The organism is Flammeovirga pacifica (genome assembly GCF_000807855.2).
In the GTDB taxonomy this organism is placed as follows: Bacteria; Bacteroidota; Bacteroidia; order Cytophagales; family Flammeovirgaceae; genus Flammeovirga; species Flammeovirga pacifica.
In genome coordinates, this window is the sequence record NZ_JRYR02000002.1 from 1,083,429 (window position 1) to 1,105,390 (window position 21,962).

The window sequence follows — 21,962 nt, forward strand, 5'->3', positions numbered from 1 at the left end:
TTGTAACGTCCTAAAATAAGTTGACTAAATTGTAATAAATTTATGTCAAACACCAGAAAAGCAAAATCTTCAGAATCCCCAATATCTTACAGCTTATCATTCAAACAAAAGGTTGTAGAAGAATTTGAAAGTGGGCTTTATACAAAAGCAGCTCTTCATAGAAAATATTCGATTGCAGGTCATAGTACAATTGCTCGTTGGTTAAGAAAATATGGTAAATTGTCTCACACAAAATATAAATCCATAGGACGACCAATGAAAGATAAAGAGCAACAGCGTATAAAAGACCTTGAGGCATCATTACGACAAACAGAAAAAGAGTTAGAAAAAGCTTTAAAACAAAAAGATGCAGAATTAGATGCATACAAAAAGTTTATCGAGATAGCTGAAAGAGAATTGAATATTAAGATTGTAAAAAAGTCTGGTACCAAGCAGTTCAAGAAATAAAAACAGAAAATGCTTTAACAACAGAGCAATTATGTCAACTGTTTGGTTATACAAAACAAGCTTTCTATAAGCGTTCTACTAAGAAGTCACAATCAAAAGACTATCTTGATCAAGTAAAACAAGAAGTAATGAAATACAGGTCGTTACTTCCAAAATTAGGAGGAAGAAAACTACATTATTTGATGCAAGATTTTTTGTCTTCTAATCAAATAAAAATGGGTAGGGATCAGTTGTTCAAATATTTAAGAGAATCTAATTTACTAGTAAGTAGAAAACAAAAGTATCATAAAACAACGAATTCAAAACACTGGATGCGTAAATATCCAAATTGTGTAAAAGGACTTCATATTCATCGTCCTGAGCAAGTATGGGTAGCTGATATCACTTATTTAACTTGTAATACAAAGCACCATTACTTACATTTAATTACAGATGCTTACTCTAAACGTATTGTAGGTTATAAATTATCTAATAACATGCAGGCTGAAACCACTGTAGAAGCATTAGAAATGGCTTTAAAGGGTCGTATATATGATGAAAAATTGATACATCACTCAGATAGAGGACTTCAATATTGCAGTCAGTTATATACAAAAATTTTAAACGCGAATGATATTAAAATCAGTATGACTGAACAAGCTGATCCTTATGAAAATGCAATAGCAGAAAGGGTTAATGGAATACTTAAAGATGAATTCCTTCTTGATATTCATTTTGGAAGTAAAGAAATTATGGAAACACAAGTTAAAGAGTCAATTGCTCTATATAACCAAACTAGACCTCATTTTTCTATAGGTCTTTTAACTCCAAACCAAGCTCATTTACAACAAAAGGTGAAGTTGAAAAAATGGAAAAAGAAAACCCATCTACAAGCAATATGAAGATGGGTATAATGTATTTTTAACTGTCAACTTTTTTCAGGACAAGTCATCTGATAAATATCAAATAAGAACTAAGGAATCAACTCCGTTACACAACTTACTTCCTTTCCATCAAAAGCAACCCCTACCAGCATAAGATCTGTTTTGTAATTTTCTTTTAGTGTAGTCATGTATTTTGAAGAATGAATTTGTTGCATAGCTTCTTGAGCCAATTCCTTTAAAGGAGGAGAGCTTCTCTTTAGTTTTTTAAACTCCAATACCCAACCTCTAGGGTCGTTGTTATCTTTTGGGTAGATCATTAAATCGGCTCTTCCAAGTCCTGTTTCTGGGTTGGATTTTACTATAAATCGAGTAGAGAGATGAGCCATTAATCCTAATATAAAAGCATGGTAGACTTTTTCAGGTAGAGAACCTCTGTGTTGTACATCATGGAAACTAAACGAGGTCAGCATATATTCCGATAAAGCATATTCGAACTCCTTAGCGTCTTGATCAAGTAAGGCAGAAAGAATTGTACTTTCGCTTACTTCAGTGGATTTTGAAAGTAAGCGTTCGAGCATTTTTTCATAAACAATCATCACCTCCTCATTTGGAATTTTTAAACCGTAATGTGTTTTTCTCCCATCATTTTTAGTATATGTGGTAGTCAAATACCCATTAAAAAGCAACAATCCTAACACGGTTTCTTGCTTACCATTATCCAAATCTTGAAAAATGGTTGTTTCATCAATCTCACATTCCATCACCTGCCCATCGATAAAACCAGTTAGCTTTTTTTCCAGATCAGCGTTAGCATTGGTAAGCAAAACCTCAATCAATTCGTTGGCAGAAGTATTTACCCAATAGGGTTTAAAGCCTTCATCATGCTTGTCGACAAAGTTTAAAATTGACCAAGGGTTATACATTCCTGTGTGTTGACCGATTTTATAACCGTTGTACCATTTTTTAATCTCCTCGAAAGCGGGACTGATATTTACCTCTTGAAGCAGCTTTTTAACTTCCTCTTCCGTCAAGCCAAATTTATCTGCGCTTTGGTTTTCTAAAACAGTACTTACTACAAGGTTATTCAATCCAGAGAATATACTTTCTTTAGCTACACGAAGAATTCCAGTGATAACGCCTTTAAATAAATGATCATTGTCTTTAAAACCTCCAGAAAGGAAACCTCTCATAAATGAGATCATTTCTTGATAGTAACCTGCTTCCCACGATTTGATGATACAAGAGTCGTATTCGTCGATTAAGATGACTACTTTTTGATTATATACTTTAGATAAAATTTTACTTGCAGTTTTTAAAAAATTCTCTAAATCAACTAGTTTCCAGTTGTCTTTAGTTAAGTCTTTTAAAATATTCTTTTCAGATATGGTTAAAAGGTTTGATTGAAGTATTTCTTCATTTTCTTCAAGCCATTCAACACAAAGAACTTTAATTTTATAAATGGCATCCTCAAAAGTATTCTTTTTAATATCTTTTAAAGACAGATAAATCACAGGATATTTCCCCTGATGTTTCCACGCCTCCGATTGTCTTATTTTTAATTGATCAAAAAGAACTTTATTTTCTTCCCCTTTTTTGATATCAAAGAAAGCATGAAGCATCGACATATTTAATGTCTTGCCAAAACGTCTAGGACGAGGTATGAGAATAGATATAGCATTACTCTCAATAATGTCTTCAATAAATAGAGATTTATCGATATAATAGTAATCGTCTTGTATTACTCTTTTAAAATCTGATATGCCAATCGGAAATTTTCTCATGCAATTTTATTCTTTTTGTAAAGATAAGAAATAATACATTTCTCGATCTTCCCATAAATTTTTATTAAAACACCTCCAACGCCTCCATATCATACACCGGATTCCCATACAACCGAACGCCCTTTAATTTCAGGCAATTATCTAAAGCTCTTGGAATTACCTTAATATCATTATGCTCCATTATAAGTATAGATAATTCTTTTAGACGACCTATACCATCGGGAATCTTTTGAATATTACCCCTAGATAAGTTTAAAATATTGAGATTATACATATTACCAATGCCTGTAATATCGGTGATTTGATGATCGGTGACATCTAAATTATGGCAAGTACTGTAAAAAATACCTGATGGCATAGCTTTCCATTTTGTCTCCCTTGCGGTAATTGCGCCGACCATCATTCCTTTAGGGACACTCTTTAAATTATAACAGCGATTTAAATCTAAAGCTCCTATATGTATTTTGTTCATACTACTCGGAAGCGCGGTTAATCGACTGCATCCGCTTAAAGTGATCCCCCAAAACCGGTTGATATTACCAATTGAGTGGGGGAGCTTCACTAGATTTTTACAGTTTGCAAGATTGAGATCTTCCAGTTTTTGAAGGTTACCGAAGTTTTCAGGAAGATATTTTGCAGTGCTGTTAGATAAGTCAAGTTCTATTAACTTTTCAAGTTGATCAATATATTTAAAGCTCTTTAATTCTGCACAAAGAACTTTTAATTTAAATGAGCCTATATCTGAAGGGAGTTCATCGTTTGATATAGTTAAAATTCTTAAATCTTTAAACTTGTAGAGGACTTTTGGAAAACCCGTTATTTGTGAACCCTTTATATAAATACCTATCAAATCTATTTCTTCCAAGAAATCTGGTAAAACACTTACTTCAGTATTTTCAACATCTAATTGTTTTAGATTTTTACAATTCACAATAAATTCTGGAATCTCTTTAACAGGATTGCCATATACTGTAAGTATTTTTAATGAATCAAATTCTGTAATAAACTCTGGTATCTCCTCTATATTACAATCTCTTATGGTGATCTGCTCTAACTTTTTAAACGCTAAAAGCTCTTCTGGAAATTCTGTGAGATCTGATGCATTTTCAATTGTTACTGATATTACATGATTTTCATCATCATCCATATCGTAACGTACTTTAGATACACTCGATTCATTAGGGTAGTACTTTTTATATAATTGTTTTATTACTTCTTCTTCATTCATAGTTCTATAATTTGTACAATTTGTAAATGCTAATAAAATCAGTACTACACTAATAAGGTTTATATACTTGTTTCCCATAAACTATATTTTCTAACATTAATGGATATAAAACATCTTGCTCAAATTTTGATAAAAAGTATTCATCAGTTTTGATATTTTTATTCATCAAAAGACTCTTCATAAACTCTGATAGGTTATGATCTTCATCAAAAGTTAATTGGATATTTTTGCTTTCTCGGTTTTCTGTCCTATGCAAAAACCTAACAATATGTTCGATTTTTCCTAAATACAAATCCGCTTGCTCTGGTGAAAGATCATCAATAGGACATTCGGACCATTTTGCTTGTTCTGGTAGTATTTTATCTTTCTTCAATGCAGAAGCATATGCAATCACAGCTGTTTTCACTTTGTCCCCAAAGTTTCTTGCAATGGCATTCATTTCAGAGGCATTCTCATCTTTCTGTCCAGAAAAACGATCAACTCCTCTAGTGGTTTTGTATGTAGACCATTGACTGCTTGCCTTTTCCTCTCCCAGTATCTTGTCTCTGATCGCTATAAATCTGGGATCGTTACTGCCATAAGTTTGAAAAAGTTCCGAAGAGGTGATTGGAGGTTGATACCTCAAACTTTCTACATTTTTCATCAGATGAGATTTTATACAGCTCAGAAGACTTCTCTGACCATCAGAAAAGTCACTCATATTGATTGGAGTCATATAATTTTGTCCCCCCTCCAATTCATTCATAATATTAGAGATTAGGCTACTGAATTGCTTCTTTTCTTCACTCCAACCTCCCTGATAAAAATCTTCTAGTACTTTATCCTGAAATAAATGTTTCTGACGTTCATAACGATTACTTATTGCTTGGGTATACTCCTTTAAACGTTTTATATTTTGGGGAGAAATTCGGGAGAACACTTCTTCCAACCCCTTGCTTTTTAGTTCTTTTAAGGCATCCTGAATAAATTTATCAAAATATACCTTTTCCGACTGATTCAAACGTTGTAAACCTTCTTTAAAAATACCGTTATTGACAATGGAAGCATAGCTAATCGTATTTGTTCCCAAAAATTCCATTACTTCCACCTCTCCGGTTACTTTTCCCGTTAAACCCGCAAAGCCTTTTTTAGTTCCAATTTTCGCTTCAGCAGAACCACCAACAATGCCTCTAAAATAGAGCATTTTGTATTCATTGTCTATTTCTTGGAAATTGGCTACTAACCTTGTATAACTTTTAGTTTTTTTATCGGTAATTAATTTTCGATTTTCTTTAACTCTTATGGAATTATCCTTCAGATGTTTCTTGAAAAGGTCAGTGAGTTTTTGCTTCAGTGAGTCTCTTTTTAATTTTATCTCTGTAGTTCTAACTTTTCTTAAAGCCGCTTGTTGTTTATTATAAATAGGCCGCCACTGTTTTCTACTTTGACCTTGATTTTTAAGACTTTCAACGATTTCTCCACTTTTTTTAGCAGCAGCTTTTTGTTTTTTGATATTGTCCTGTCGAACACTCTGTACATCGCCATACATTTTTTTTTGATTGACTGCCTCTTGAAGTACTTTGCTTTCACTAAAAAGACCTTTCTTCTCAGGCATAGCATTTTTAACCATGCCAAACGTCATTAGATCATTTTTGATCACTTTCAATAGATCAAGCATGTCGTCTCCTGGTAAAGTGAGACTTATACTCATATAATTACCGAGGTTACTTTGGTTCGTACTGAATAGTACATCAGTAAAATTGAATTTTAGTTTGTAATCCCCAATAGAAACTTCTACATATGAGGTGATCGTTTTATCCTCTTCAATGGCTTGTTTAAGGATGTTATCATAGTCATCATCAATGATCAGGTCTTCCATTGTGGTAACACCTTTCATTCCGTAACTCTCTGCATATTTGTATTCCCTACCCCCTTTCGCACTTCCTATGCCCACAACACCTGCTTCCAATTCCCCATGACCCGCTACTCGAACTTTTCGGGTATATCCTTTGGCCAGTTCATCCCAAACACCGTTTTCTTTATTTCTTTCATTCTCCCAGTATGAATCATTCAATCCACTTTTTTCCAAAGCATCATCCAGCTCATATGTTTTCATAAAACTGTAGAGCGACCTTTCAAAAAAGGCCAAAAAATGATTGGCGGAAGAGTAGCTTCCATTTAAGGAGTTGAAATGCCCAAGATCGAAAGTCATTTTTCCTCCTCCACTTACCCCAGCATTGGCTAGGCCTTTGTTACCTACTCCAATACTACTATTAAAAAAGCACTGGGAAATCACATCAAAACTACGGGTATCTCCGGAACCCAATTCTATATTACCTCCAGTAGTTATTCCTACATAAATGAATGCAGTTATTTGAGCATTGATGCTTAGAGTAATATCCAGCGTTAAATTGTAAGTCCTTGTATTGTCGTCACACTCATCAATTTTATCCTTTATCAATTGTTTTAATTCTTGATAGTCGTTACAGTGAACAGGTATTCTTTTGTATTCTCCCTGTTGCTTTTGAACTTTTATTCCTTTTTCGCCCCAACGGTCATAGATATAAAAAGTCTGACCATTCAATGGAAAAAAGTAATTAGGAAGAGTAACAATATCTCCTTCCTGAAGCCAGTGGGAATCCGTTCCTATAAGGTATTGTCCGTTTTCAGCAAAACCATCCCACCAGTTCGATAGCATCAAATCTTCCTTTTTGATGTTGAACCGTTTTAAAATACCTGAAATAGTATCTCCCTCCGAAACCATATAGGCATATTCTCCCGTGTCCTGATAACGTATTAGCTCACCATTCGCATAAGGGATATTTATACCTTCCTCCTTTTTAAAAGTCTTTTCCTTATGAAGGATTTCATCAAGGGAATAGGATAGATCTTCAACATATACAGTATCCATCCAATTAATCTGATTTATGTTTGGTAGTAGATAAGACAATTGATCTGCTATTTCCATCTCAGTCAGAAGCTCCATCAGACTTTTCTCAATAAATTGTTCTGACTGGAGAAGAGTTGCCACCGAGGCAGCGTTCATTTCCAATTTTTCCAACTCGGTTTGAATACCTTTCATGACCCTTTTTCTTACCTGAGGCATTTTAGGCATTTTGCCATAAGCTTCCCATCCATCAAGGCGAGTTTTAATTGTTGAAGGATCTATTTTATAGCGAGAAGCAATTTGATATTCCTCATAGTATTGAAGTATATTTTGTGCAATATGATCGTAATCCAGAGGTAATTCCCCTTTATTGGTATTGGGTAAAAGTTGAAGCCATTTTTTTCTGTGCTCGGGCAATTCCTTTACCAACCATTCTTTTATTCCCTTTTCCTCAGGATATAATCTTTTAAAAGTAGATTCCAACTTTTCAATAGAAGGGGGATGGTTATTTATTTTTGCAAGAACATCAAAAAACTCATCCTCATCTGGACCAGAAAAAACTTGGTAGAGATCTAAGATAGTGTGATGTGGCATTATACTATCTTTAACAATCGAAAATAGTGCCTGAGGACCTATAGACGATGACATTAGATCTGTCTTTGCCTGTATGTATTTAGTCGTTCTATATTTTAAACTTAACTCAGAATACATCTTTTTTACCAGCTCTTCGTAATTCAGATTCTTAGGTTGAGTATTCTGATACTTTTTATAATGCTGATCCAATTGCATTGAAAACTTAGATTGTATTTTCAACTCAGCAGAAAGATCTTCCAAACTTTTTACAACATATTTTGAATGACTGATATAATGACCTTTGGAGTTTTGTGTTTGAGAAAATACAGTTTCCTTATTGAAAGCATCATAACCTCCTGCTTCATTATTATTGTAAGGTATTGAAACAACAGAGGAAGAGGTATGGATAAAACTAATGCCATTAAAATGGGTGTTCAAACGGTCTTTTAGTTTTTCAAAGATACTATTGGGTAGTTGCAATTCATATTCTATAAATGGATTGTCCCAATTGAGCTTCAGAACACAGGGCCGTTGAATGTCCTCATCATGATAATACCCTTTATCGTAATAAAAAGTAAAGGAAATATCGTTATCTAGACCTCTATCAAAATTACAATCTACAAAAATGTAAATAGGAGGTGGATCTTTGGGATCTATCTTTTTTCTTTCCTGAAAAAGATAGCCTGATGAATAAGTTTTATGGCTAAGATCTGAAGTTTTCTTTGTTTTTTGAGCGAATTCAGACATGTAAAATAATTAGTCTTGTTAAGCGTAAAAAGATTGTACAGATTTTTTGTACTAAACGAATGTAAACGATTTGTGCGCTTGCTTTTGCAATACTAAGGTATATTCTATTCCTTTTTTTTCAAAATAAACAGTCCTATTTAGGAATAACTAGGATAAATACAAGTAGACAATAGATTTAGAAGAAGCTATTTCTGTATTTGAAAAGTAAGAATCTTTCTTTTTCAAATAAGGATAAGCAAAATATATGTGCTGATAGCTTAGGTAAGTTTACGATAGGATAACCCGAATAGATGAATACTTCCTTCTATAATATACAAGTATTAAAAGTATATGCTTTATGTTACTTACATGTTAATAAAAAATTAGACAACGTTTATTTATAAATATTTTGTTATTATAACTCATTTAGTTAGTACTAATTTAAATATCAGAAAGCATATATAGCGCTGTAAGTCAATTATCAAAAAATATTAAAATTGAATTATTTATAGATTCTATTGTGAACTACAAATAAAATGAGCAAATAAATTAAAAATTACGTCCTGTATTTTTTTAATAATTTGATTAAACATTACATTCGGTCTGCGAAATAAAGCTAAACTTATTTTTTCGTAATACGACAATAATTTTTTTAAATAGCGTAATGTACTCAATCGATTCGCTAAAACTGAAATAAATTTTACAAACATGAAAAACAAACTAACTACGCTAGTTGTCCTACTAGGATACTTGTTATTACTGACAACATCATGTGATAAGTCAGAAGAAGTTATTAATGGTGGTGATAATCCAATAAATGGGATGGACGGCGTAACAGTAACAGCTTCAGATCCAACAATTGGTTATACCACTTTGGAGTTAACAGCAAACATTGAAAATTATGAAGATTCCTTAGAAGCTACGGCTAAATTCGTTGTCTACGATGGGGAAGAGGTGATTTCCGAAAAGTCTTTTACCAACGTACAAAATGGAGAGTTTACTTTCGAAGTATCAGAATTAACTTCTGGTAAGGAATACCAATACGATTTTTCTGTAATTCGTGGCGAAGATGTCGTGACTACAGGGAAAAAGAAAGTAAGTACGCAAGAAGTAAAAACAAACTTTACAGTAAATGGTGGTTTTACTTCATTACGATTAAACGGTGCTTTAGAAGGCGTTTTAGATAATACAAAAATCACGATTGTTGCAGAAGTACTTTCCGGAGAGACTGTAGTAAAAACAGTTTCCGAAGAATACGACGCAGATCTTGAAGGGTTAGAATTCGTTGTTCCTGGTTTAGAGATGTCTTCTGATTACTCTTCAAAAGTAACAGTAAAACATGGAGAGGATGTACTTTCTGTACAAGAGGAAAACTTCAAAACATATACCTTCGCTGTAAATACCTTAGAGGTAAGTAATAACCAAGGTGGTTTATACATGGAGGGGACATTCACTTCGGATATTGCACCTAACGATGATTTACAATTAGGTTTCTACTACAAAAAATCTTCAGATGCAGCATATACTTGGATGGATGCCGAAATGAAAGACGAGACGACTTTAGTAGCGGTAGGACACGGTTTAGATATTGGAGTGTCTTATGAGGTGAAAGCAGCAGTAAAAATTGTATTAGAAGAGAGTGAAGAAGTAGCCTCTGAAGTGAAAACGTTAGACGATTTACATGGTGGTGTATTTGTGGATGTTGCAGCGACTGGAACTGGAGATGGTAGTAGTTGGGAGAATGCGTTTACGAAACCTCAAGATGCAGCAGATGCAGCAAATACACTTTCAGAAAACAATAGTGCAGCGACTGTTGAGATTTTATTTAAAAAAGGAGAGTATACAGAAACATTAATGTTTGAGAAGAATATTTTTATCAGAGGATCTTTTAATGGTGATATTTTTGAAAAATTAGAAGATAGAAATTTAATATCAAATATATCAATTTTTAAAGGTGGTATTAATATTCTTGCAAGAGCTTTTGAAAGTGGTAATTTGTGTGTTGATGGTTTTAATTTTAAAAGAGCAAAATTAAATTACGTAGCAGGAGGTATTAAGATTAGAAATTGTACTTTTTATGGGTATGAAAATAATCAAAATATATCAGGGGCAGCGGTTGATGGTGTAACTAATTACTCACTACCTTTAGAAATTGAAAACTGTAATTTTTTCTATGATAATGAATATGGATATTCTCCCATAAGAGTTGTAGGAATTTCTACAATCATAAAGAATTGTAATTTTAAGTTTTTAGTTGACAGTAAACGAAGAGATAGTGCTGTAGATTTCTCAGTGACAGATAAATTTGACTCAAAACTTGTATTATCTAATGTGAAATTTGATTATGATATGATGATAACAAATAGTCATTATGTTTTAATTAAGCCATATAGTGAATTTCCTTTGGGTGAAATTAGTGAATATTTAGAGGTTGTTGATAACACATGTAAGACCGGAAAAATAATGGAGAATGATATTCTTTTTGATGGTGTACCTTTAAAAGATATAATAGGAACTTGTAATAATTAAAATATACGAATATGAGGTTTTCTGTACTTATTTTAATTTTTACTCTTTCACTTATTAATTTTTCATTTGGGAATGAAATTAATAAGAATATTGATTCATTTGAACTAAAAAATAATAATTATAATTCTATTGACATTGGTGAAAATACATTTTATGTTTTTTCTTCCAACGATGATTCAATAAAATTTTCATTAAGTGGAGTAGCACATGCTAATGAAGGGTCAACAGGTGATCCTCAATATGTAGTTTATTCTTTTTCTTCTTCCAAAATTTTTTTTGATGATAAGGAATTAAGTTTGGATTCTACTAATTATAATTTAAATAATAATCCTACTGAAATTTCGATCAATAAATCAAGTATAGCTTCTTATGTTACAGATGAAAGTTTAAATAAAATAGACTTAATTATTACTTACACGAAGATAACATTTATTTGGAATTCTATTTCACAAGAGTACGATGAGGTAACAGAATATTTAATTTACACTTTAGAGCCTGAGAAAATAATAGACGTATTCTTTGATTTCACACAACCGGAAGTAGAATTATCAGACCTGACAGTTGCCAAATCAGAAACAGAAGTCAATATTTCAGTAAAGGTAGATGATCCTACATTTAATACTGAACAAGAACATGAATTAGTTTTTAGTAATAATTCAACAGAAATATTTAGATTACCACAAATTGGAAACCCTAGTCATGATAGTGGTAATCAATATACTTTAGATTTTGGTGCTCCAAGTTCAGATGGTAGTTTCTTTAGAGGTAATGAAGAATTAAGTATGTACATAGAACATACAGACCTTGCAGGAAATAAAGGAGTTGTTACCCAAATAAATGATAATGGTACTCATAGGAATCCTATTATAAAATTAACAGAAAATGAATTTTACATAGCGAGTGTACATCATCAGAAAACTAAAAATTATCTAAAACAAGGTTCTCAACTAAAATATAAGTTTGCTTTTGAAGACGGTGTTTCAGAACAAGTTATTGATGAAAATTTTTCAGAAATAGTGTTATTTAATGAAGCTAATGAAGTAAAAAAAGTCTTGTATCCAAGAGATAGTGAGGTTAATATTAATACAGATAATAATAGAATTATCTTAACCTTGAATACAGATATACTAAATCTATTCAATGAAGGAGAAGTAATTAAATCTTTTGTTAATCTATATAATACTTCTGATCCAAGATTAAATGCCACTTGGACGGATTATCACATTATAGATAATACGAAGCCTAGCTTACTAGCTGACCCAATCCTTCGTGTTGCAAATACTGAAGTTTTATCTCCAGAATGGAGTACAGAAGACTTAACTTGGTTGCAATCTGATTCGGAAGCAATTGTAACGTTGAATTTGAACGAATTTGATTTAGATAAAGACGAAACAAGTCTTAAAGTTAATAGAGTAATTGTAGATGGATCAAATACTAATGAACAGGAACTATCTATTGCTTTAGATAACTTCACCAAAGATAATAGTAATCTAAATCAACTTATTTTCAAATTTAACCCGAACGAAGGATTGTCAAATCCAAATAAGTATCCAACTTATTTTACTATTGTAGGAATTGAAGCAAAAGATATTGCAAATAACTCAAGTGGGAGGTTAGATTTATCATCTTCTTCTGAAAATTATTATTTCTCCTCTTTTGATCCTTCAATTGATTTATCCAATATTATTTATTTGCAAGATCAAGGCAGTGGAGAAGTAGCAGTCGATCCAGAATCAGGTCAATTGATAAATAGTCAGGTTAGAATTACAATGCCATACGAAGCATCTGCATTAATTCCTGAAAACATTAGTGTAAGAGTAATCGGAACAAATGGAAATGCACCATTAGAATCTATAGAAGTTATAGAGGAGAAAGACTTGGAAGAGAATGTTATAGGTTATCTTATTGCAATAACAGTTAACATTGTTCCTGGTGAATTTGATAGTGGTATATGAAAACGATGAAGATGGGACAGAATTGTTTAGATATGAAGATGAGAATTTAAATAATACTGACAAAGTTTATATCGAAATTCCATATAGTGCTATTACGGGTAATATAAGTAATCCATACTTAGGAGAATTAAAGCTCGCTTATAGGACGTATAATAGTTCAAATCACCCTTCTGTTTAAGTATCAAGCGACAGGCGTTACTTAGAACAGAAGGGATTTTTTTTTATCATAATATCAAGGAAATAAGAATTTTAAAGCATGGAAGAAGAGTTAAAATCTTCTTCAAATATGGATTAGATTATATTTCAGATAAGCTATTAGATAAAAATTTTAATGATCAAGATTTTCACACAAAACTGTTTTTGTCATGCACTTAGAAAAATTGGAGTAACGCCTATCAATTGGATACTTATAATAGTTAGGTATTACAAACATTAAAAAACTTATTGTAGCAAATTAACCCTCATTACTTACATAAAACATGGTGTATTCGTTTTTTTAATCTTCATATTTAGGATTCAATTTTGTAGGAATTGGGGCATTAGTATCTTTCCACCATTTTTGTAAATCCTTTAGAAGTTCTTCTACCTTTTTAGGCTTAATTTTAGCTAAATTGTTTTGCTCTCCAATATCTTCAGCTAAGTTAAATAAATCAATGTCATCATCTTCAAAATAGTAATGCATTTTCCAATCGCCTTTACGTATTACCGAGCCAGGTCTTGTTCTAAATAACGAATCTCTGTTTTCGTTGTCTTTTCTATAGTAGGCTTCTAAATAGATGGGAAAATGCCAAAATAATGGACGCTCTAGTGCTGCTGTTTTTCCTTCAAGTACTGAAGAAATATTATCTCCATCTAATTCCAATTGTGTATTTTCAATACCAGCATAATTTAGAATAGTTGGAAAAATATCGAGATTGGATATTGGTACATCACTCTTTGTATTTGGTGTAATTTTATTATTGAAAACAAAGAAAAAAGGCGCTCGAATACCACCTTCATAATAACTTCCCTTTCCAGCTCTTAAAGGTTTTTGTTGGGTTATTCCATACAACCCTCCGTTATCTGAAGTAAATACAATCAAGGTATTATCAAAAAGATTTTTGTTTTTTAATACTTTTATTAGCAACCCAATATTTCTATCTAGATTATCTATCATGGTAGCGTATTTATAGTTTTTTTGACCATTCCAGGGTGCCTTATTCTTATATTTAGTTAGTAAGCTATCTACTGGAGTTATAGGTGTATGTACAGCATATGGAGAATAGTAAAGAAAGAATGGTGAAGCAATCGTATCAACAAACTCTATCGCCTTTTCCATGACCAAATCCGTTAAATATTCACTTTTCCCTTTAGCAATACGCACACTTTTATAAGGTGGGTAATAACTTTTTGGAAGACCTGCATGGCTACCACCTATATTTACATCAAAACCATCTTCAAGAGGATTATGACTCAAATGCCACTTGCCTGCATGACAGGTAGTATATCCATTACTTTTTAGAACTTCAGGAATTATAGTAAATTCTGACGCTAAGAGGTTTGTGTTTTTTGTTGGAATTATTTTTCGATCTTTCGCTAACCCTCTTTCAGAAGAATTTACCGTATAAACCCCATGACGTGGTGTCCACATTCCTGTCATTAAACAGGCTCTACTCGGTGCACAGTTTGCTGATGCTGCATAACCATTGGTAAACACCATACCATTGGTAGAGAGCTTATCAATATTAGGTGTTTCGTAATACTCACTTCCCATAAAACCAACATCTTTCCAACCCATGTCATCAATATTTATAATAACTATGTTTGGTTTCACATTATTTTTATCTGTTGATTGAATACTACAGGAAACAAGTGATGAAAATAAAATAATAGTAATGACTACTATCAGCTTCATTTTTTTATATTTTTCAAGACAAAAGTTCATATTCATTTTTTTTAATTATGACTTACATAAAATAAGTCGATATTTTTAATTCTTAACATTTCACTCCAATTGATCATTTCATACACACAATTTATTGTAGCCCAAAGATGTAATAGATGCTGTAGGAAATTACGATATTGCACTATATCTTTTCTTAAAGTTCTTATATTGAAATTAACATACTACAATAAGTCTTAGTTATTAAGTGTGTTATGATTTAATCTAATAATCTATTATTTAAAACCCTCTTTAAACTATCCACCACTTCTGAGTTTTCTTCTGCTACATTTTTGTTTTCCTTCTCCATGGTTGTATGATCGTATAATTCTACAAATCCATCCTTATGAAGTGTCATTCGATGGGTAGATGTTCTGACGCTTGAAGCTTTACCTGTATAGGCTATAGCTGTGTGGCCAGGGGTATTAGGTGCAGCTAATATCTCTTTTAATGATTCACCTTGTGCGTATTTAGGAATTTCAATTCCTGTCAAATCACATAATGTCGGAAAAATGTCGAGGGTCTCTACGATAGCATTTGTGGTCGTTCCTTTTTGTTGCATTCCAGGATACTGAATGATTAGTGGTGCATGTAAGGCTTCTTCGAATAAACTATGTTTCCCCCAAATAGCATGTTCTCCCAGGTGCCAACCATGATCTCCCCATAATACAACAATGGTGTTTTTATCCGCTCCTGTTCTTTTCAATTCATCTAGAATGATACCTACTTGAGCATCTGCATAGCTTACACATGCTGCATAATGACGACGTACTTCATCCGCAAAATCCTTATTTTTATTGGGGTTTAATCCCCAACGGTTGTACCCCATAAACTCACCCGATCCATGCCATGTTGTTTTTCCTTTTGGCTTTTGAGGATGTGCTATTTCAGGCAGTTCTACTCCATCATACCGATCGTAATAAGATTGTGGAGCTCCAAATGGCAAGTGAGGTTTGATAATACCATAGGCAAGAAAAAAGGGTTTTTCATTATTAGAGGTCAGCAATCTTAATTGTTTTAATGCTTCATCTGTAATTGCACCGTCTGGGTAAGTATAGTCATCCCCTTTTTCCGACTGAAAAACATCTGTGCTCGCCGATGTTATTCGTTGCTGTCCATTGGCTAAGCCGTGCATCATTCCTTTAGGGTGTTCCCATTCTGCAACTGGCATAAGATGTTTATCCCAAGCGTTTGGCATTTCAATCTCTGTACTGTCATTCCAATTCTTACCTCCTCTTCCACCGGGATGATGAGATACTTTACCGACCGAGACTGTTGTATACCCATGGTTTTTAAACCATTCGGGCATACTGTCATCTATTTTTTCTGTACCTTTTTTTATTTTATTCGCTCTTCTAAATAGTGCATTATTACCTGATGGTCCATACTTACCCGTCAATAAAGTATAGCGAGACGGCCCACAACTTGGGGCGTTAACGTAATGTTTTTGAAATGCAACTCCCTCTGCAGCAAAAGAATCTATGTTAGGTGAACTGATATAGTTTGCACCAAAACTGCTTAATTCTGGTCGAAGGTCATCTACACAAATAAGTAAAATATTTGGTTTTGAACTGACCTTCGCATTTTGACAACTAGTGATTAAAAATAAGGATACAAGTGTACCAAAAATTGAAGCTGTTTTTTTTATTTTCATTATATTTTACCTAATATTTTGTCCATGACCCAACTTACATGTTGTGCATCATAAGGGGTGGATGGATGAGTGAAATCATCTTCCATTAAATGCTTTTTCATATGCTCTACATGGCACAATTGCACATGTTTTGGATGCTCAATTTCTATTGTTTCTATCTTATTACCTTTCTTTAATTGTATTGGATTTTCATGAAAAATAGATAAAACAATTGTCCCTTCACTTCCTAGAATTTCTAAGGTTTCTTCTTCTTTTTGACTTCCAAAATTCCAATAACCAGTACCTGTTATGCCATTGTTAAACAACCAAGATGCAGTGATGGAATCATAGGCTGAATATAATTTTTGTTGATTAGTACAATGTCCTGTCACTTCTTTAAATTTACCGAAAAAATGCACTAATAAATCTATTCCATGACTAGCTAAATCATCAAAATAGCCACCTAAGGCGATGTTACTGTCTGTTCTCCAATTGTATTCTTTCGATACATCTAATGCACTTGGTGGACTGCTTAATTTCCAATTGATATGTCTTACCTCTCCTATTTCATTATGATCCAACCATGTCTTTACTTTTTCAAAACGTGGTAATGACCTTCTGTAATAAGCGACAAACAAAGGGATATTTTTCTCTTTAAAGGTATTGTAAATAGCTAGACTATCTTGGTAGTTGGGTGCTAAAGGTTTTTCGATACAACATATCTTATTGGCTTTAGCTACTTTTAAAGCATAATATAAATGAACATCTGGAGGTGTTGCAATGTAAATGGCATCTATTTCAGGGTCATTAATTAATTGATCAGCATCGGTGTAGTATTTTTCTACCCCATGTCTTTTAGCATAATCTTGAACTTTTGTAGCATCTCTTCTCATGACTGCTTTCAATTCAAAACCCTCTACAATTTGATAGGCTGGCCCGCTTTTTACCTCAGTTACATCACCACAACCTATTATTCCCCATTTTATGTTATTTATGTACTTCATATTTTAAATTTAATAAAAATACGTACCACAACTCTCCACTTAAAATATTTTTTTTTAAAATTGAGAACGGGGTACGTATTTAAAAACTACTAAATTAATTCAGGTAAAGAATCCAACTATTCAAGACTTTTTCTTTGTTACTTTTTTCTTCTTAAGAAAAAGAAAATCATACTTATCTTTTGGATATTGCGCATACAATAATCCTTTCATGTTATCGACAATTTTCTGATGCTTAGCATCATCTACATAATTAATATTTTGAACACTGTAATCTTGATCACACAAATAGAGTTCTGAAGAGTGAAGTTTCTTATTCTGAAGATCTCTCCATTCTGTATACCTCCATTCTCCATTGGTTACAGTTAATCCCATTATCTTATCTCCTCTAGCATAAAGGCTGTAAGCGGCCTCATCCCCTTTTTTATTGGGCTTATCTAATAATGGCACCAAAGATTTACCATCAACGTTTTTTAATGTCAGGCCACATGCATCTGCTAATGTTGGGAAAACATCAATGTTTTCTACAAGTGCATCAGAAGTTTTATTAGATTTTGCTTTGTTATAATTAGTTTCTCTACTAATAATTAAAGGTACTCTTGTATCTAATTCAAAGTTGGTGTGTTTGCACCAATCTCCATATTCTCCCAATTTCCATCCATGATCACTCATAAATACAACAATGGTATTTTTTCTTAAGTCCAATGCCTCTAAAGTATCCATAATTTTACCTACTTGTGCATCGATATAACTTACACTTGCATAGTAACCATGAATAAGTGTTTGGCTTGTTTCATCATTTAATTGTCCTTTTTTAGGCATTCCGTAATAGCCTCTTAATTCTCCCCAAGGAGTTGTTGCATAAGTACTGACATCAGTAGGCTGTTGTCTTAAAGGAATTTTAAATGATGAACGATCATATAAATCCCAATATTTTTTAGGGGCATTAAATGGTAAGTGCGGTTTACTAAGTCCGACAACCATCATAAAAGGATCGTTTTTGATTTCCTTTAAAGTCTTGATAGCTGCCACTGCTACTCTACCGTCTTTGTACGCTTCATCTTTAACATCTGCTGCTTCGTATGCAGGACCTTTTCTACCACCCACTTCTTTAATACTGTCTATCAAAGCGAGATTTTCTGGAAGTACGTAAGCGTTCGGCTCTTTTGGTATATGGATACTCCAATTGTCTATATCGTCTCTTGTATGATGATATACTTTACCTATACTTACTGTTTTATATCCATTAGATTTATAAAACTGAGGCATAGTTACCATGTCTTTTTGTACAGAGCGCAATGGCGTAAAAATTGAATAAACGCCTATTTGATCTACTCTTTTTGAGGTGAGTATACTCATTCTAGAAGGTGCACAAATACCTTGTTGAGCATAGGCTGAGTTGAACTTAATGCCCTGTTCAGCTAATTTATCAATATTAGGCGTTTGGATCACATCGTTTCCGTAACATCCTAAATTAGGACGTAAATCGTCTACTAAAAATACCAATACATTGGGCTTCTCTTGTGCTGCCACCCAAAAGGAATTAAGTAATAGAACTACTAAGAGTAAGGTTTTTCGTTTCATTGTTATGTTGTTCATTCACCACCTCAAAATGTGGTTTGTTATTTATTTTATTGATAAGTCCTTTTAAAACTAAAGTCTGTTTATGTATCAAGCATTAAATTTTCTTGTAGATTTCTATGGCATTCATGACCGGTTCTCCAATGATTTTATCAAATTCTATCAGTAGAGGCTGACCTTCTTCTACTCTAATTTGAGCTTTATATTTTATCGCTTTGTATTCTCCAAATTGAGTCAATATATCTAACCTATTTAAGATCAATTGATCATTTATTTTAACAGAAAAAGTACGACTTATCTGCTCTTTATCTACTTGTTCGCCTTCCATTAAATCATAAGGAAGGTGTTTGGCGCTCGATCCTTCTAATTCAGCAAAATGTAGTTGAACATCGTAAACTCCTGGAGGCACATCCATTCTAAATTTTTCAATACCCACCAATTGCGTTTGGTACACAGGATCGTTATAAGTACCTTGAATTGTATGATTGGTTCCGTAAGGATGTTGCTTTCTTTTGGAAGGTCTCACGTAAGGTGTTCCTCCTATTGTACCCCAACTTCCTTCTGTATATTTTTTACCTATCCCCCATGCTTGGTCTATTTGATCATCATAGAAAAAACGTTCATCACCAAGGTTGATAGAAAAACCATTGGCGGGAAAAGTATCTAGTTTCTGTGGCAATATATTAATGCGTACTTCGGCATAATCTTCCAAAGTACTTGTTACCGCCTTAAGGCGATTAATACCATGAATGAAAGGCACCTCGAATACCGCTATTTTTTCTTCTACTTTTTTCTTTCCACAACTCTTACCATTAATAAACAATTCTACTTGTTCTTGATTCGAGAACACTTGAACAGGCATTACCGACTTACCCTCTTGATTTTCAATACATGTTCTTCTTTTCCAAGTTTTAGCAGCAATACCTACAAAAGGTTTTTCTAACAAAGCTGCTTGATAAAAATAGTAAACGTCTTTTGGCTTTCTGTCTATGCCCACCAAACCTTTGTTATTAACACTTTGTACTGCATCTACCCGGTGTTCCGAACTAAAATCTGCATAATTCCAAACATTTGCACCTGCTACAAAAGGAAGCTTATGAATTACCTTCACATAATGTTGATGATAATTTGTGGCATACTCTTGCGTAAAATCAAATCTGGTTGGGTTTAAAGTATGCAAACGTGGATCTGCCCCTGCCCCATATTCCGTTATAATGAATGGTTTATTGACCCCTTCATGAAATTTAATCAATTTGGCCTCTAAGGCATCATATTCTCTACCATACCAACCGTCATAAATATTCCAACCAACAATCATGGGTACTTCTGTTAAACCTGCATCACGATATGTTTCCATACCGCCATGGTTAGGTATCATGGTGTACCTAAAAGGATCTTCTTCTCTTGTTAGAGTTTCTAATTTATTGGCCAACTGTACGATATAATCAGTATATTTTTTATAACGTACTGGGTCTTTTTTGTATTTTGGTTTTAGCAGTATTTCATTCATATATGCCCAAATAATTAAGCTAGGATGATTATAACTTTGACGAATCATCTCTAATTGGGCACTCAAACAATTCTTATCAAATTGCTCATTTTCTGTGACTGTATTTATTACTGGCGTTTCTACTGTAGCCAAAATACCTAATCGATCACATGCTTCTAAAATGTAGGGATCTTGAGGATAATGAGCAATTCTAAGGAAGTTACTTCCCATTTCTTTCATTATTCTGATATCTTCTACATGCAAGTAATCGGGCAATGCATTACCAATTCCTTTATAATCTTGATGTCGGTTTGTTCCTATTAATTTTAATGACTGACCATTTAAGAAAAACCCTTTTTCTACATCAAATTCGAACCATCTAAAGCCTAAAGGATTTACCACCTCGTCTACTTTTGTATTGGTTTTAGCGTCCCACAACTCACAAACTACTTGATACAGGTGGGGAGTTTTAGTGTCCCATAATTGTGGTTGATCGACGGCATCTAAATCAATATCAATCGTACTGTTTTGTTGAGGTACTAAATTGATCTTACTTATTTTTTCAGCAATCAACTTTCCTTTTGGATCAAATATTTTACTGATTAGTTTTATCTTTTTCTTAGACGAAGCATCGTTTTTTATGTGTGCTTTTAAATGCAACTCCCCTTTCTCTACCGATACTTTGGGCGTTGTAAGAAAACACCCATTCGATCCATCTTGTTCAAAATTAAAATGAACTTTATCTTTTGTGATAAGGTTGATGTCTCGATAAATTCCTCCAAAAAAAGTGAAATCCGCCGTTAAAGAAGGTCGGTTTTTGTTGAAGCTATTGTCTACTTTTACCACAATTTTAAAGGTGGTGGTAAGTTGCTGATCATCAAAAGTGATAAACTTTGAGACAGGCACTACAAAACGTGTATACCCTCCAACATGAGTACCCGATAATTGACCATTGATATACACTTCTGCTAGCGTATTGACCCCTTCAAATTGAAGAAATACTTCCTTTTCTTTAAAGGATGTGGGAATGCTAACTTCTTTAATATACCAACCCATTCCGCGATAGTACCCTTCTTCTTCATCAATAACATCTTTATCGTTCCAAGTGTGTGGAATATTTACCCATTCTGCATTTTTGCTGTTAGATGAAATATCAGCAAGCGTTTTTATCTCATTACTCCTCATAAATTGCCATGAATTATTGATGGTATAATTCACATTAGGAGTAGCAACCGCCTGGAGTGATAAACTACAGAATAAAATTTGTAAGATGAATATGTAAAAAAGTTTCATGTTCTTGTTTTTCAATTCTTCTATCACTTTCAAAAAAGAAAAGTGAGCCAAGTTTTACACTCAAAGTAAAACCTGG

11 protein-coding genes are annotated in these 21,962 nt (G+C 33.1%); 3 read left to right on the forward strand and 8 right to left on the reverse strand.

Annotated features, from left to right (window positions below; translation table 11 throughout):
* The first annotated feature begins 42 nt into the window (after positions 1-42).
* Positions 43-1,328 (forward strand): IS3 family transposase gene (locus NH26_RS23160; protein ID WP_139262739.1). Its coding sequence is split into 2 segments (ribosomal slippage): positions 43-412 and positions 412-1,328, totalling 1,287 coding nucleotides; the frame shifts between segments, so codons are not numbered across the junction.
* Positions 1,329-1,399: 71 nt separating this feature from the next.
* Here NH26_RS23160 and NH26_RS23165 read toward each other — a convergent pair.
* The 3 genes from NH26_RS23165 to NH26_RS23175 all read right to left on the reverse strand — a co-directional run bounded on the left by NH26_RS23165 (position 1,400) and on the right by NH26_RS23175 (position 8,505).
* Positions 1,400-3,091 (reverse strand): AAA family ATPase, encoded by a 1,692-nt coding sequence (locus tag NH26_RS23165; RefSeq protein ID WP_044216946.1) that lies wholly within the window; start codon positions 3,089-3,091, stop codon positions 1,400-1,402.
* Positions 3,092-3,155: 64 nt separating this feature from the next.
* A complete protein-coding gene (locus NH26_RS23170; RefSeq protein WP_139263265.1) occupies positions 3,156-4,319 on the reverse strand; it encodes a leucine-rich repeat domain-containing protein in 1,164 nt (387 codons plus the stop codon).
* 49 nt (positions 4,320-4,368) lie between these two features.
* Positions 4,369-8,505 (reverse strand): LysM peptidoglycan-binding domain-containing protein, encoded by a 4,137-nt coding sequence (locus NH26_RS23175; protein ID WP_044216951.1) that lies wholly within the window; start codon positions 8,503-8,505, stop codon positions 4,369-4,371.
* Positions 8,506-9,192: 687 nt separating this feature from the next.
* Between NH26_RS23175 and NH26_RS23180 the strand changes: the two genes are divergently transcribed.
* On the forward strand, positions 9,193-11,013 hold the full coding sequence (locus tag NH26_RS23180; RefSeq protein WP_044216954.1) for a hypothetical protein: 1,821 nt from the start codon (positions 9,193-9,195) through the stop codon (positions 11,011-11,013).
* An 11-nt stretch (positions 11,014-11,024) separates the two neighbouring features.
* Positions 11,025-12,968 (forward strand): hypothetical protein, encoded by a 1,944-nt coding sequence (locus NH26_RS23185; RefSeq protein WP_044216957.1) that lies wholly within the window; start codon positions 11,025-11,027, stop codon positions 12,966-12,968.
* A 496-nt stretch (positions 12,969-13,464) separates the two neighbouring features.
* Here the strand turns inward: NH26_RS23185 and NH26_RS23195 are convergent, their stop codons facing one another.
* From NH26_RS23195 to NH26_RS23215, 5 genes are all read right to left on the reverse strand, one after another.
* Positions 13,465-14,862: a sulfatase gene (locus NH26_RS23195; protein ID WP_044217429.1), complete on the reverse strand. Its 1,398-nt coding sequence runs from the start codon at positions 14,860-14,862 to the stop codon at positions 13,465-13,467.
* 247 nt (positions 14,863-15,109) lie between these two features.
* Positions 15,110-16,543 carry a sulfatase gene (locus NH26_RS23200; protein WP_044216962.1) on the reverse strand — a complete coding sequence of 478 codons (1,434 nt, stop codon included), beginning with the start codon at positions 16,541-16,543 and terminating at the stop codon, positions 15,110-15,112.
* Positions 16,543-17,526, reverse strand: coding sequence for a Gfo/Idh/MocA family protein (locus NH26_RS23205; protein ID WP_044216966.1), 984 nt, complete (start codon positions 17,524-17,526; stop codon positions 16,543-16,545). The genes NH26_RS23200 and NH26_RS23205 overlap by 1 nt, the downstream gene beginning before the upstream one ends.
* Before the next feature lie 120 nt (positions 17,527-17,646).
* Entirely contained in the window at positions 17,647-19,107 is a 1,461-nt protein-coding gene (locus NH26_RS23210) for a sulfatase (RefSeq protein ID WP_044216969.1), read from the reverse strand.
* Positions 19,108-19,201: 94 nt separating this feature from the next.
* Complete coding sequence (locus NH26_RS23215) at positions 19,202-21,886, reverse strand: glycoside hydrolase family 2 TIM barrel-domain containing protein (RefSeq protein ID WP_044217430.1); 2,685 nt, start codon at positions 21,884-21,886, stop codon at positions 19,202-19,204.
* Between the last annotated feature and the right edge of the window lie 76 nt (positions 21,887-21,962).